Origin of the sequence: Pseudoalteromonas sp. R86517 (genome assembly GCF_042466295.1) — a bacterium.
GTDB classification, from domain to species: domain Bacteria; phylum Pseudomonadota; class Gammaproteobacteria; order Enterobacterales; family Alteromonadaceae; genus Pseudoalteromonas; species Pseudoalteromonas atlantica.
Genome location: NZ_JAXHCB010000001.1, coordinates 1527541 through 1541870 on the forward strand (window position 1 = coordinate 1527541; position 14330 = coordinate 1541870).

12 protein-coding genes are annotated in these 14330 nt (G+C 41.8%); 9 read left to right on the top strand and 3 right to left on the bottom strand.

Annotated elements, in window-relative coordinates:
* Positions 1-9 precede the first annotated feature (9 nt).
* Positions 10-1191, bottom strand: a complete 1182-nt coding sequence (locus SJY38_RS06885; protein WP_064385417.1) for an acetyl-CoA C-acyltransferase — start codon at positions 1189-1191, stop codon at positions 10-12.
* Positions 1192-1521: 330 nt separating this feature from the next.
* On the opposite strand from SJY38_RS06885, the gene SJY38_RS06890 reads away from it, so the two are divergent.
* The 9 genes from SJY38_RS06890 (at position 1522) to SJY38_RS06930 (ending at position 11097) form a co-directional block, all read left to right on the top strand.
* A complete protein-coding gene (locus SJY38_RS06890; RefSeq protein ID WP_004587901.1) occupies positions 1522-1956 on the top strand; it encodes a MerR family DNA-binding transcriptional regulator in 435 nt (144 codons plus the stop codon).
* A 48-nt stretch (positions 1957-2004) separates the two neighbouring features.
* Entirely contained in the window at positions 2005-3180 is a 1176-nt protein-coding gene (locus SJY38_RS06895; protein ID WP_377109476.1) for an isovaleryl-CoA dehydrogenase, read from the top strand.
* A 10-nt stretch (positions 3181-3190) separates the two neighbouring features.
* Positions 3191-4798, top strand: a complete 1608-nt coding sequence (locus tag SJY38_RS06900) for a carboxyl transferase domain-containing protein (RefSeq protein ID WP_377109477.1) — start codon at positions 3191-3193, stop codon at positions 4796-4798.
* A 13-nt stretch (positions 4799-4811) separates the two neighbouring features.
* Positions 4812-5582, top strand: a complete 771-nt coding sequence (locus SJY38_RS06905) for an enoyl-CoA hydratase/isomerase family protein (RefSeq protein WP_004587898.1) — start codon at positions 4812-4814, stop codon at positions 5580-5582.
* Between the two features lie 8 nt (positions 5583-5590).
* Positions 5591-7582: an acetyl/propionyl/methylcrotonyl-CoA carboxylase subunit alpha gene (locus SJY38_RS06910; protein WP_377109478.1), complete on the top strand. Its 1992-nt coding sequence runs from the start codon at positions 5591-5593 to the stop codon at positions 7580-7582.
* A complete protein-coding gene (locus tag SJY38_RS06915; RefSeq protein ID WP_377109479.1) occupies positions 7582-8484 on the top strand; it encodes a hydroxymethylglutaryl-CoA lyase in 903 nt (300 codons plus the stop codon). The genes SJY38_RS06910 and SJY38_RS06915 overlap by 1 nt, the downstream gene beginning before the upstream one ends.
* Before the next feature lie 45 nt (positions 8485-8529).
* Positions 8530-9228: a CoA transferase subunit A gene (locus SJY38_RS06920; RefSeq protein WP_377109480.1), complete on the top strand. Its 699-nt coding sequence runs from the start codon at positions 8530-8532 to the stop codon at positions 9226-9228.
* A gap of 15 nt (positions 9229-9243) precedes the next feature.
* Positions 9244-9900 carry a 3-oxoacid CoA-transferase subunit B gene (locus SJY38_RS06925; protein ID WP_004587894.1) on the top strand — a complete coding sequence of 219 codons (657 nt, stop codon included), beginning with the start codon at positions 9244-9246 and terminating at the stop codon, positions 9898-9900.
* Between the two features lie 315 nt (positions 9901-10215).
* Positions 10216-11097: a LysR family transcriptional regulator gene (locus SJY38_RS06930; RefSeq protein WP_004587893.1), complete on the top strand. Its 882-nt coding sequence runs from the start codon at positions 10216-10218 to the stop codon at positions 11095-11097.
* Between the two features lie 987 nt (positions 11098-12084).
* Here the strand turns inward: SJY38_RS06930 and SJY38_RS06935 are convergent.
* Positions 12085-12840, bottom strand: coding sequence for an ABC transporter substrate-binding protein (locus SJY38_RS06935; RefSeq protein ID WP_286741277.1), 756 nt, complete (start codon positions 12838-12840; stop codon positions 12085-12087).
* A gap of 116 nt (positions 12841-12956) precedes the next feature.
* Complete coding sequence (gene msrA, locus SJY38_RS06940; protein ID WP_286741278.1) at positions 12957-14246, bottom strand: peptide-methionine (S)-S-oxide reductase MsrA; 1290 nt, start codon at positions 14244-14246, stop codon at positions 12957-12959.
* Positions 14247-14330: the final 84 nt, after the last annotated feature.

Genomic DNA, 14330 nt, shown 5'->3' on the forward strand with positions numbered 1-14330 from the left:
ACTTTTTTGTTAGTAAGCCTCTACAGCCATGGCTACAGCTTCGCCGCCACCAATACATAAAGACGCAATTCCTTTTTTAAGGCCACGGTTTTTAAGTGCGTGAATAAGCGTGACTAAAATTCTCGCGCCGCTGGCACCAATTGGGTGGCCAAGTGCACACGCCCCACCGTTTACGTTTACTTTGCTCTCATCAAGTTTTAATTCGTTAATAGCAAGCATGGTAACCATGGCAAAGGCTTCGTTAATTTCCCACAGGTCAACATCAGCAGTTGTCCAGCCTGCTTTTTCAAGCACACTGTTCATAGCGCCCACAGGTGCTACAGTAAATTCGCTTGGTTTTTGAGAGTGCGTGCTGTGCGCTACAATTTTACAAAGCGGTGTTAAGCCTTGCTCTTTAGCTTTTGATTCGCTCATTAATATAAGCGCTGCGCCACCATCAGAAATTGACGATGAATTAGCCGCAGTGATGGTGCCGTCTTTTTTAAAGGCAGCACGCAGGCTTGGTATTTTTTCTGGGCGGGCATTACCGGGTTGCTCATCAACCGATACGGTTACATCGCCTTTGCGAGTTTTTATGGTGTGCGGCGCAATTTCGTTTTCAAAGCTGCCGTTTTCAATTGCCGCATTAGCTTTACTTAAAGAGCTAAGTGCAAACTCATCCATTTGCTCACGGCCAATGCCGTACTCATCGGCAGTATCTTGTGCAAAACAGCCCATTGCTTTGTTATCGTAAGCATCTTCTAGGCCATCGCTCATCATATGATCTTTTATTTCGCCGTGGCCCATACGCATACCGCCACGTGCTTTAGGTATAAAATACGGTGCGTTACTCATGCTTTCCATGCCACCAGCAATTGCACTGCTAATTGAGCCCGCTTTAATTAAGTCGTTTGCGAGCATGGCGGCTTTTAAACCAGAGCCACATACTTTATTAATGGTGGTAGCACCCGTGCCCAGAGCAAGGCCTGCTTTTAACATTGCTTGGCGTGCTGGCGCTTGGCCAAGGCCCGCTGGCAATACACAGCCCATAATTACTTCATCTATTGCATCATTTGCTAAACCAGTTTGTGCAAGCGCACTTGCAATGGCAGTTGCGCCAAGCTCGGTAGATTGTGCATCGGTCAATGCGCCCATAAACCCACCCATTGGCGTACGCTTTGCTGCTACAATTACCACTGATTCTAAAGTCATAATTAACTCCGTTGTATTTATATGCAAATAGTTGTTAGAATATTTGCTCTATTAATTTAGTATTCATTTATTGTTTAACACCCTTACACAATACTAACGTTTACGCTAACGTCAACTAAAAAGCGTTTAATTTTTAGTTTTAAAAGTGTAAGCATTATTTTCCAGTAACGGCGAAGTGAACAATTAATAAAAATAAACTATTGAATATTAATAGTATAACTTAACATTTCACATCAACACTCCTTTATAAATAGTTTCATACCACACCAAGCTTTACCTTTACGTAAACTTCACTTATATTGGAGTTATTCGAATGAGGTAAACACAACTATGAAACCAGATAACCAAACAAACTTTGCAAGTTCTGCAAAAGCGCCAAGCAGTAACGATCAAACCTTTAGTATTAGCGATTTAGCTAAAGAGTTTGATATTACCACCCGCTCTATTCGTTTTTACGAAGACCAAGGTTTAGTAAGCCCAGAGCGCAATGGCCAAACCCGTATTTATTCAAAACGCGACAAAGTTCGCTTAAAACTAATACTGCGTGGCAAACGCTTAGGCTTTACATTGGCTGAAACAGGCCGTTTGTTTGAACTGTACGACGCTGATAAATCAAGCGCTAAACAGCTGGTGACTATGCTCGATTTAATAGCAGAGAAAAAAGCCGACCTTTCTCAGCAAATGGACGACATAAAAGTTGTGCTTATGGAATTAGTGACAGCGGAGCGGCGCTGCAGAGACACACTTAATAAAATAGACGAGTAGCCTATTTTAATAATAAAAACACACTGACAACACACACAGGAATGAATCATGAGCACTATTTCACTTTATAAAGAGATGAACTTTGGCCTTGGCGAAACCGCCGATATGATCCGCGACCATGTAAATAGCTTTGCAAGCCAAGAAATTGCGCCACTGGCTGAACAAACCGATATAGATAACTCGTTTCCTAATCAGCTTTGGCCGCAAATGGGCGAAATGGGTGTACTAGGCATGACCGTTTCTGAAGACTTTGGCGGTGCAGGCTTAGGTTACTTAGAGCATGTAATTGCAATGGAAGAAATTAGCCGTGCGAGTGCATCAATTGGCTTAAGCTATGGTGCGCATTCAAACTTGTGTGTAAATCAAATTAACCGTAACGGTAACCAAGCACAAAAAGAAAAATACCTACCAAAACTTATTAGTGGTGAACACATTGGTGCCCTTGCCATGAGCGAACCAAATGCAGGCTCTGACGTGGTATCAATGAAACTTAAAGCTGAAAAAAAAGGCGATAAATACATTTTAAATGGCAATAAAATGTGGATCACCAACGGCCCCGATGCACACACATTTGTTATTTATGCAAAAACAGATTTAGAAGCCGGCGCTAAAGGCATTACCGCATTTATTGTTGAAAAAGACTTCCCTGGTTTTTCTACCGCGCAAAAGCTAGACAAGCTTGGTATGCGTGGCTCAAACACGTGTGAGCTGGTGTTTGAAAACTGCGAAGTACCAGAAGAAAACATTTTAGGTAACCTAAACGAAGGCGTTAAGGTACTAATGAGCGGCCTAGATTACGAACGTGTAGTACTTGCTGCAGGCCCCCTTGGCATAATGCAAGCCTGTATGGATATTGTTGTACCGTACATTCATGAACGTAAACAGTTCGACACCCCTATTGGCCAATTTCAGTTAATTCAAGGCAAAGTGGCCGACATGTATACGCAAATGAACGCAGCGCGCTCATACGTTTATACCGTTGCAAAAGCGTGTGACCGCGGCGAAACCACCCGTAAAGATGCCGCCGGCGCCATTTTATATGCCGCTGAGCTTGCCACTAAAATGGCGCTTGATGCTATTCAAATTTTAGGGGGTAACGGCTACATAAACGAATACGCCACAGGGCGCTTATTGCGTGATGCCAAACTATACGAAATTGGTGCTGGTACATCAGAAATACGCCGCATGCTTATTGGCCGCGAACTCTTTACCGAAAGCCGTTAAGGATTAAATTATGACGATATTAAAATCGAGCGTTAATCCTCACGATCCTACTTTTGTGCAAAATCACAAAAACATGGCAGCTTTGGTTGATGATTTACACAGTAAAGTAGCCACCATTAGCTTAGGTGGCGGCGCTGCGTTAAAAGAGCGTCACGAAGGCCGAGGTAAGTTATTTGTACGCGACCGTATTAGCACTTTATTAGATGAAGGCTCACCGTTTTTAGAAATTTCACAATTTGCGGCCTTTGGTGTGTACGAGCAAGAAATTGCCTGTGCAGGTGTAGTTGCCGGTATTGGCCGTGTTAAAGGCATTGAATGCATGATCATTGCAAATGATGCCACGGTAAAAGGCGGTACGTACTTTCCGCTTACCGTTAAAAAGCATTTACGCGCGCAAGATATAGCCGAGCGCTGTCACTTACCCTGTATTTATTTAGTTGATTCGGGCGGTGCCAACCTGCCCGAGCAAGACGATGTATTTCCTGATAAATTACATTTTGGTCGTATTTTTTACAACCAAGCCCGTATGTCGGGTAAAGGTATTCCTCAAATTGCTGTGGTAATGGGTTTGTGTACCGCAGGTGGCGCCTACGTACCCGCTATGGCCGATGAAAGCATAATAGTAAAAGAGCAAGGCACTATATTTTTGGCCGGCCCGCCGCTTGTAAAAGCAGCGACCGGTGAAGTAGTAAGCGCCGAAGAATTAGGCGGCGCCGATGTACATTGTAAAACATCGGGTGTGGCTGACCACTTTGCAGAAAATGACGAGCATGCGCTGTCTATTGCCCGCCAATGTATTGAGCGTATTAATTACACGCGCCCTACAGCCCCTCTTTTAGAGGATGTAAAACCGCCACGTTACGATATAAACGAGCTTTACGGCATTGTAGGCACTGACCTTAAAAAGCCGTTTGATGTGCTTGAAGTTATTGCCCGTACGGTTGATGATTCATCGTTTGATGAATTTAAACGCTACTTTGGTGAAACGCTGGTCACAGGTTTTGCCAGCATTTACGGTAACCCTGTAGGCATAGTGGCTAATAACGGCATTTTATTTAGTGAGTCGGCACAAAAAGGCGCGCACTTTATTCAACTATGTGCACAGCGCAATATTCCTTTAGTGTTTTTGCAAAATATAACCGGCTTTATGGTGGGTAAAAAATACGAAGCTGAAGGCATAGCAAAGCACGGCGCTAAAATGGTAATGGCGGTTTCATGTGCCGATGTGCCAAAATTTACGGTACTAATTGGTGGCTCTTACGGCGCGGGTAACTACGGTATGTGTGGCCGCGCATTTGAACCTACCATGATGTGGATGTGGCCCAATGCCCGTATTTCGGTAATGGGCGGTGAGCAAGCCGCCGGTGTAATGGCGCAAGTTAAGCAAGATGGCTTAGCACGTAAAGGCCATAGTATGAGTGAGCAAGAAGTTAGCGATTTTAAAAAGCCAATTATTGATCAGTACGAAGAGCAAGGCCATCCGTATTACGCAAGCGCACGCTTGTGGGACGACGGCATTATTGACCCTGCCGATACCCGAAACGTATTAGGCCTTGCCTTAAGTGCAGCTAAAAATGCACCACAGCAAGACTCTAAGTTTGGCGTATTTAGAATGTAACCGGAGCGCAAAAATGTCAGTAACACTACAAATAACAAAATCTAATGTGGCTGTACTTGTTTTAAGCCGAGTTGAAAAACGTAACGCATTTAATAGTGAAGTAATACACGAGCTAATTCAGTGCATAGAGCATGCAAATACGCTCGATATTCGCGCTTTGGTTTTAAAAACTGAAGGCAAGCACTTTTCTGCCGGTGCCGATTTAGCCTGGATGAAATCAATGGCTGATAACAACTACGCTGATAACCTGGCCGACTCTATGCAGCTCGCTAAATTAATGCAGGTACTAGCCGCCTCTCCTCACCCAACTATATGTGCTGTACAAGGCGCTGCATTTGGAGGAGCGTTAGGCTTAATTGCATGTTGCGATATTGCCCTAAGTAAAGACGATGCGCAGTTTTGTTTAAGCGAAGTAAAACTAGGGCTTATTCCTGCGGTAATTAGCCCGTATGTAATTAAAGCCATTGGTGAGCGTGCTGCGCGCCGCTACTTTTTAACTGCCGAGGTGTTTGATGCCCACACAGCAAAACAACTTGGTTTGGTTCATCAGGTGACCGGTAATTTAGACTGTGCCCTTGATAACATGCTGCAAACATTAATCGATAACGGCCCAGTAGCTGTAAAAGCCGCTAAATCATTAATTAACGATGTAGCAAATAAGCCTATTAATGATGATCTTATTGAACTCACGGCCGAACGTATTGCAAATATTCGGGTATCGGACGAAGGCCAAGAAGGACTAAGCGCCTTTTTTGATAAACGCCCTCCCGCTTGGCAACTGTAGGACTAATTATGAACACACACACATTAAAAAAGATACTCATTGCCAACCGTGGTGAAATTGCATGCCGTATAATGCGAAGTGCAAAGCAAATGGGCCTAACAACGGTCGCTGTTTACTCTGACGCCGACAAACACGCACAACATGTAAAAATGGCTGATGAGGCCTACCACATTGGCCCTGCACCAAGTAAAGACTCATACCTTGTAACAGATAAAATTTTACAGGTTGCAAAAACAAGCGGTGCCGATTGTATACATCCTGGGTACGGTTTTTTATCTGAAAACAGTGAGTTTGCTAACGCCTGTGAAGCTAACAACATTGCGTTTATTGGCCCACTTGCAAGCAGCATAGAAGCCATGGGCTCTAAAACCCGCGCCAAAGAAATAATGGCCGCGGCAAATGTACCATTAGTGCCAGGCTATTACGGTGATAACCAAGACCCTGCTTTTTTACAATCTGAAGCTGAAAAAATTGGCTACCCCGTGCTAATTAAAGCGGCCTTTGGTGGTGGCGGTAAAGGCATGCGCGTTGTTGAGCATGCCAAAGACTTTATAAGTGCACTTGAGGGCGCACAGCGTGAAGCAATTGCGGGCTTTGGTAACGACTTAGTACTGCTTGAGCGCTATGTTAACCAGCCTCGCCATGTTGAAGTACAAGTTTTTGCCGATAACCACGGTAACTGTGTTTATTTAGGGGATCGTGATTGCTCATTACAGCGCCGTCATCAAAAAGTCATTGAAGAAGCCCCAGCGCCTGGTTTGTCTGATGAACTGCGTAAAGAAATGGGTGAAGCCGCAGTACGCTGTGCCCTTGCAATAAACTACAGAGGTGCAGGTACGGTTGAGTTTTTACTGTGTGGCGATGAGTTTTTCTTTATGGAAATGAACACGCGCCTACAAGTAGAGCACCCAGTGACCGAAATGGTAACTGGTGTAGATTTAGTTAATTGGCAAATTAATGTTGCTGCTGGGCAAACACTGCCGTTAACGCAATCAGATATACAACTCCAAGGCCACAGCTTTGAAGCGCGTATTTATGCAGAAGATCCAAGTAACGACTTTATCCCCTGCTCGGGCACAATAGAAGCGTTAAGCACACCGCTTAACAGTGAGTTTGTACGTATTGATACCGGTATTGCACAAGGCGATGAAATAAGCCCGTTTTACGACCCGATGATTGCAAAACTGATTGTGCATGATGATAACCGAGAGCAAGCATTATCGCGTTTACGCCAAGCACTTGAGCAATTTCACTTAGCGGGTTTTAGCACTAATATTGGCTTTTTACACAACTTAGCAAGCCACCCTACATTTGCTCAAGGTGCGCCAAGCACCCACTTTATTGCCGAGCAAGGCGATGCATTGGTAAGTGTTGATAGCGCCGCGCTTGAAAAAGCACAACTAATTGCAGCCTTTGTCTACCTTGAATCGCTTAGTGCTGAAAGAGTAACTCAGCAAAGCGCAAGCCCGTGGCAGCAACTCAGTGGTTTTACGCTTAACGCACCCCAAAAAGTGGATGTACCATTTACAGACTTAGCTATAAGCGCCGTTAAAACTAAAACGGGTTATGTTGTTACGCATAATAATAAGTCGTTCGATATAGCAGGCTCTGTAAACCAAAACGTATGTAATGTGTTTATTAATGGGGAAAAATTTACCGCCCATGTTAGCCTCGTTGATAATAGTATTAGCGTGATGTTTGCTGCGCTGCAAATTAAGCTTGCTTTATACACTAAACATTACATTAGCAGCCATGAAAGCGACGCCCTGCCCCTTGCGGCGCCACTTAATGGCACTGTGGTTAAGCATTTAGTTGATGTAGGCAGCACCATTACCAAAGGCGATGCCGTAGTGATTATTGAAGCCATGAAAATGGAATACACGCTCAATGCACCTCATGATGGTATTTTACAAAGCTACTGCTTTGATGAAGGCGAATTAGTTTCGCACGGCGCTTTATTAGCAATCGTAGAAGACACCACGGCGCAGGAGGCATCGTGATGGCTGCTTTTCCAACTGAATTTAAAATTGTTGAAGTAGGCGCGCGTGATGGCCTACAAAACGAAAAATCAGTCACTGCATCTGATAAAATTTCATTAATAAATGCACTCAGTGACGCGGGCTTAAAAAATATTGAAGCCGGTGCTTTTGTATCGCCTAAATGGGTGCCACAAATGGCCGATTCGGCCGAGGTGATAACAGCGCTTAATTTACCCCATGTAAATTTAAGTGCGCTTACACCCAACTTAAAAGGCGCTCAAGCGGCCCATGCCGTTGGCATAAAAGAATTTGCCATATTTACCGCGGCAAGCGAATCGTTCTGTCAAAAAAATATAAATTGCAGTATTGATGAGAGTATTGAGCGTTTTAGCGACGTTATGGCATTTGCAAAAGCCAATAACATACGTGTACGCGGTTATGTAAGTTGTGTACTCGGTTGCCCTTATGAGGGAGAAATAGACCCGCATAAAGTACTTAGCGTTTCGCAAAAGCTTTTAGATTTAGGCTGCTACGAAATAAGCCTTGGCGATACCATAGGTGTTGGCACTGCAAATAAAGTTACCCAGCTTTTAACACTTTTGCTTGAACATATTGATAAATCAAAACTGGCTGTGCATTTTCATGATACCTACGGGCAAGCGCTCACAAATATTTACGCAGCGTTAAGCTTAGGTATAGCAACGGTTGATGCCGCTGTTGCAGGCCTTGGCGGCTGCCCTTATGCCAAAGGGGCGTCAGGAAATGTTGCCACCGAAGATGTGGTTTACTTACTCAATGGGCTTGGCATTGAACATGGAATTGATTTACAAAGGTTAAGTAGCGCTGGTTGGAAAATTACACAAGCACTTGGCAAAACGCCTGTAAGCAAAGTTTCAATTGCATTAGGCAACACACAAAAATAATAGCTTAACTTGCCAAATGGCAGTTAATACAATGAGGAGAGTCTCATGGCCGGTTTTGATAAAGTGGTTTCTAGTTACGAAGCTGCAATGGCAGGGTTGAAAGACGGCGATACCGTTATTGCTGGCGGCTTTGGCTTATGCGGTATTCCTGAGGGCTTAATTAAACAAATTAAGGCAATGAACACCAAAGAGCTAACCGTGGTTTCTAACAACTGTGGTGTAGATGACTTTGGATTAGGAATTTTACTTAAAGATAAACAAATTAAAAAAGTAATTGCCTCCTACGTGGGCGAAAACGCCCTATTTGAGCAGCAATTACTAAGCGGTGAAATAGATGTAGAGCTTACCCCGCAAGGCACCTTGGCTGAAAAAATGCGTGCTGGTGGCGCGGGTATTCCTGCATTTTATACCGCTACAGGTTACGGTACGCCCGTTGCAGAGGGTAAAGATGTAAAAGAGTTTGACGGTCGCCCTTATATTTTAGAAGAGTCGATCACCGGTGAGTTTGCCATTGTAAAAGCGTGGAAAGCCGACCGATACGGTAATTTAGTATTTAGGCACACTGCCATGAACTTTAACCCAATGGCCGCAACAACAGGTAAGATTACCGTTGCCGAAGTAGAAGAAATAGTAGAGCCCGGTGAACTTGAGCCAAGCCAAATTCATACCCCCGGCATTTTTGTAAATCGCGTTATAAAAGGCGACTTTGAAAAACGCATTGAACGTGTAACAACACGAGATTAAGCAGGAGCATAGGTTATGGCATTATCACGTGAACAAGTTGCAATGCGCGTTGCACAGGAACTACAAGACGGCTTTTACGTTAATTTGGGCATAGGAATTCCGACACTCGTCGCAAACTATGTACCTGATGGTATTGAAGTTATGTTACAGTCAGAAAATGGGCTTTTAGGTATGGGTCCCTACCCAACAAAAGCCGAGCTAGACGCAGATATGATAAACGCGGGTAAAGAAACCGTGACAGCTGCCACAGGTGCAGCCATATTTAATAGTGCAGATAGTTTTGCCATGATACGGGGTGGTCATGTAGACTTAACCGTTCTGGGTGCATTTGAAGTAGACCAAAGCGGCAACATTGCCTCGTGGATGATCCCCAAAAAGCTGATAAAAGGCATGGGGGGCGCAATGGATTTAGTCGCTGGGGCAAAGAATATTATTGTTACTATGACCCATGCCAGTAAGCATGGTGATTCTAAATTATTAGAGTCGTGCACATTACCGCTAACGGGCGTTAATTGCGTAAAAAAAATAGTAACAGATTTGGCCGTACTTGAAGTTAAAGACGGCGCATTTCATTTACTCGAGCGCGCTCCGGGCGTATCGGTTGATGAAATCATTAGTAAAACAGCAGGTAAATTACTTGTTGACGGTGAAGTACCAGAAATGGTTTTTTAACGCTTTACCATGTACCGACCTCATTCCCAGTGCCAATGGCGCTGAGTTACCCAAAATCCCTCGCAAGAGGGATTTTTTTTGCCTGCCATAAACTTTTTTTCAGTTTTAATACAGTTGTAGTAAATATTATCTATAATACAAATAGCTTTTAATGTAAGCGCTTAGATTATTTGCACTAATTTGTGGATTGTCTGCACCTTTTTTGTGAACTAGTGCTATATTTAAAATTAAACTATTGATATTATTGTATTAAATTATTGGTTCGATTATTGCCTATTAAAGGCGTCTTAAATTAATTAAACAATTCTGGAAAACATGCAAACTCCTATTCGAGGCCTCCGCTCTTTTTGCTTTGCAGCAAAAAGCCTAAGTTTTAAACATGCAGCTAAAGAGCTGTACTTAACGCCCTCTGCGGTAAGCCATCAGATAAAACAACTTGAAGAACAACTAGGCATTGAACTCTTTCAACGCCAAACCCGATCCATTAGTTTAACGGCTGCGGGTAAAAACTTTTTTGATGCCATTTCGCCTATTATCTATACGCTTGAAAACACCATCAACGAATTCAGTCAATTGCAGCAAAACACTAATATAACCATTACGCTGCCTGAATTTTTTGCCAGTGAACTACTTATGCCTAAATTAAGTGAGTGGACATCTGAGCACCCTAATATAAATTTACAAATGGATACGCTTAAAACCCGTAAAGAGCTAACCCGTCACAGTGATTTATCGATTGTTTTATCCTCAAGTAAACCCACTGAGGGCCTTACTACAGAGCTATTTAATCTTGAATATATACCGGCGTGTAACGAAAAACTGTTAAAACAGTGGAAAGACGATCACTGCCAAGCATTAAACCAAGTACCATTAATCCTTCACAAAGCAAGGCCGTGGGCATGGCACCAATGGGCTGAAAAAGCGGGTATAGATGACTTTTCGCCTACGCAAATTATACAAATTGATAGTATGTTTGGGGTCGCTCGTGCAGCGCAACAGGGCATTGGCATTTCACTTATACCGCTGCCTATTAGCCAAAGCTGGTTTGATGAAAAATGGCTTTATAAATTATTTCAACAGCCCCTTACCACCAAAGATAAATACTATTTAGTACAGCATGAAGCTAATTCGCCAAATCCCGCGCTAGATTTATTTGCCAAATGGGTTGTATCCACATTTAGCAACATTCAAGGTTAGTGCTGCCTTAGTAAATGCAATTTACATTTTGGTTTGAATACGCAAATTTTAATGTGTGTAGCACGTAGCCAGTGCTAAAGCTGCACACAGTAAACTGTAAAGCTCCTTCTTTTTTACTTTCTTGTAGCCTAACAATACCGTTTAGTGATTTATTATTAATTAAATATTTTTATTTAATCACTCGTTTTTTCCCTACAAGCTAACCTATAAAAATTTATCTCTTTAAATCAATAAAATAACACAACGCTATAGACTAAAGTCTATAGCTTAATTTTTTTCACTTATTGGTTTTATTTTTATCGTTTGTCTGACTTTTACGATTATTTTAAAGTTAACCCATCGCAAGCAAACAGCTAAACGTTTTTACTAATTAGACATTATTTACTGTTTTGCACCAAATAAATGCAACCTTTTTAGATGTGATAGCTCTAACAAGGTAAGAAAAGAATCTTATATTGTGTGTGTAAGATGTTGTCAGTGTGAAAAGGCAGTTCAAGTCAGGTGGTGACTTGGTTTGAACTGTTTTTTATTCCACCAGCAGCACGCAGCAATAACTAAATTAGCTACTGTGTAGCAAACCAAATCTTATATTGTGTGTGTAAGATGTTGTCAGTGTGAAAAAGCAGTTCAAGTTAGGTGGTGACTTGGTTTGGACTGTTTTTTATTCCACCAGCAACACGCAGCAATAACTAAATTAGCTACTTTGTAGCAAACCAAATCTTCTATTGTGTGTGTAAGATGTTGTCAGTGTGAAAAGCGGTTCAAGTTAGGTGGTGACTTGGTTTGAACTGTTTTTTATTCCACCAACAGTACGCAGCAATAACGTAATTAGCTACTATGTAGCAACTAAATCTTATATTGTGTGTGTAAGATGTTGTCAGTGTGAAAAGCGGTTCATGTGAGGTGGTGACCTTATATGGGCCGTTTTTGTTTTATAAACACGATTACCTGCCCCACCGTTTTATACCAATTCGCTTAAATTTAGTATTATTCAACTATAAAGTTATGTTTTTGTTTAAGCTCTTCAATAACATTTTCATTGTCTTTTAAAAATACATTAAACTTTTTAACGAGCTGTGGGTGTTTAATGCTCGATAACATAAATGCTTGGTGATCAACAGGCAACTGATGCTGAAAAAACACAGGGACGGGAGTATCAAAAAATTCTTCTATATTGTATTTAAGTACATCGTGTGAAATATATATACAATCAACTCGCTCTTTATGCAGCAAATAAATCATCTCAATAACGTTATCATTTTCGAGTACTTGCAAGCCTGGCATTGAGGTTAACTTTTCAAGCCCTTGCAATGTAAAGCCACGCACTTTTGCAAGTGATTTACAATCTTCAAGTTTAATATTGTCCTTTAAGCTCGCTATACCTGTATGTGTAACTAATGAAGGCACAGAATAATTAATATCTTGTTGATGCTGATTTTTATAACTTACTTGCCAATTAGGGTTGTCGGGGTATTTAAAGTCAACATGGTGATGCTCTATAAATTCTTTATAAAGGCGCGGGATAGGCAAAGTGTAAAATTCAAATTTAATATTTTGTTGTTTTGCAAATAGTTCCAGTAACTCTTTACTAAAACCAAAATAATCACGCTTATTAGTGCCACTGCCATCGTAATAAGGCAGGTATTCTATATTCTCTACCCCTATTACATATTTTTCGGTTGGCTGTGCTAATACAGGGCTTATAGTTATAAGCCCTGCTACAAGTGCTAACGTGTTAATCAATTTGATAGTAAAATGCCGTTTATATCGTTTGGATTACTAATTTATATATCATAATCACAGTTAATTAAAGTTTAGATTTATTAAATATAAAAGAGCGAATTAATCGCTCTTATAAATTAGCTTTTGTCACGAGGTATAAACTCTAACACAGTAGCATTAATACAGTATCTATCTGTGCCTCTTGGCCCCTCACCTTTAAATAAATGCCCTAAATGTATACCTGTGCTTTTTGATTTGAGCTCTATTCGAGTCATCCCCCAGCTGGTATCTTTATGCTTAGTAACACTATTTTTAACCGGATGTTTAAACGACAGCCACCCCGTGCCCGAATTAAATCTATCTCGGGTATCAAATAATGGCTCACCACTTAATTTATCAACAAATACGCCGTCGGGAGTGTTTTTAAATTCTTTATACTCTTTACAGTAAGGTCTGTCGGTGCGCTCATTAAATGCGACTTCGTAAGCATCACTATCGCCTAGTTTAAAGGCACCAAGCGCTTTGTAAAATTCAGCGGGGCTTGCATAGCCTTGACGCGCGTACACCTCTTTTCCATTTTCTAAAAACAAAATGGTGGGGGTTGCCCAAGTTGCCGATTTTATAGTTAGGCCATTAAGCTCATCAGCATGGCGAAATGTCAGTGGGATTGAACCTTTGTAATTGTTAGCGACTGTTTTTTTAAATTTTTCACAGTAAGGGCAGTATTCGCGCGAATCAAGTACCACAATCTGCTTGCCCGTGAGTAAAACACTATTATCTACATCTGCTTTTTTAGTTTTATTAAATACCACACCCGTGGCGTGATCTGGGCAATAGCCATTTGGGTTCTTTTGTAAATAATTTTGATGGTACTCCTCAGCAGATACAAACCCCTCAAGCGGTTTTATTACTGTTTTAATTGCCCCATAACCGGCTTCACTTAATAACGGCTGATACTCGGCTTTAACTTGCTCTGCAAGCTGCGCTTGCTCTTTAGTGGTAGTAAGAATAATTGAGCGATACTGCGTGCCAATATCATTACCTTGGCGATTCGATTGTGTAGGGTCGTGGCTTTCAAAGTAATTTTGTAAAAGCGATTTAGAAGAAATGATATTGCTGTTGTACATCACTTGCACTACTTCAGCGTAGTTGTTTTCGTCAAACCGGCGAGATTGGTCGGTGATATTTTTATAGGTTGCTTTAAAGCCGTGCCCATCTGCATAGCCTGACTCTGCATCAATAACCCCTTCTAGTGCTTCGTAGCGCTTTTCGGCTCCCCAAAAACAGCCAGAACCTAACACAATGGTTTTTATATGCATTGTGGCCTCTACGTTGCTGTGCTCTATTTTTTCGGTTGATAAAGCAAAGCAGCCGGCGCTAAATGTAATAGCGGCGCCTAATAAATAAACTGAGCGAGAAAATGTCATAAATACCTCTTAATACCTACGTGTTTTAATTAAGACCCAACATCCCTTGTTTTAATTTCAGTAAATAAATACGTGCTAAATTTG

Bases quoted from the DNA above. Each gene is read 5' to 3' on its own strand.
- SJY38_RS06885 (WP_064385417.1), bottom strand. From the start codon at position 1,191: ATGACTTTAGAATCAGTGGTAATTGTAGCAGCAAAGCGTACGCCAATG.
- SJY38_RS06890 (WP_004587901.1), top strand. From the start codon at position 1,522: ATGAAACCAGATAACCAAACAAACTTTGCAAGTTCTGCAAAAGCGCCA.
- SJY38_RS06895 (WP_377109476.1), top strand. From the start codon at position 2,005: ATGAGCACTATTTCACTTTATAAAGAGATGAACTTTGGCCTTGGCGAA.
- SJY38_RS06900 (WP_377109477.1), top strand. From the start codon at position 3,191: ATGACGATATTAAAATCGAGCGTTAATCCTCACGATCCTACTTTTGTG.
- SJY38_RS06905 (WP_004587898.1), top strand. From the start codon at position 4,812: ATGTCAGTAACACTACAAATAACAAAATCTAATGTGGCTGTACTTGTT.
- SJY38_RS06910 (WP_377109478.1), top strand. From the start codon at position 5,591: ATGAACACACACACATTAAAAAAGATACTCATTGCCAACCGTGGTGAA.
- SJY38_RS06915 (WP_377109479.1), top strand. From the start codon at position 7,582: ATGGCTGCTTTTCCAACTGAATTTAAAATTGTTGAAGTAGGCGCGCGT.
- SJY38_RS06920 (WP_377109480.1), top strand. From the start codon at position 8,530: ATGGCCGGTTTTGATAAAGTGGTTTCTAGTTACGAAGCTGCAATGGCA.
- SJY38_RS06925 (WP_004587894.1), top strand. From the start codon at position 9,244: ATGGCATTATCACGTGAACAAGTTGCAATGCGCGTTGCACAGGAACTA.
- SJY38_RS06930 (WP_004587893.1), top strand. From the start codon at position 10,216: ATGCAAACTCCTATTCGAGGCCTCCGCTCTTTTTGCTTTGCAGCAAAA.
- msrA (WP_286741278.1), bottom strand. From the start codon at position 14,246: ATGACATTTTCTCGCTCAGTTTATTTATTAGGCGCCGCTATTACATTT.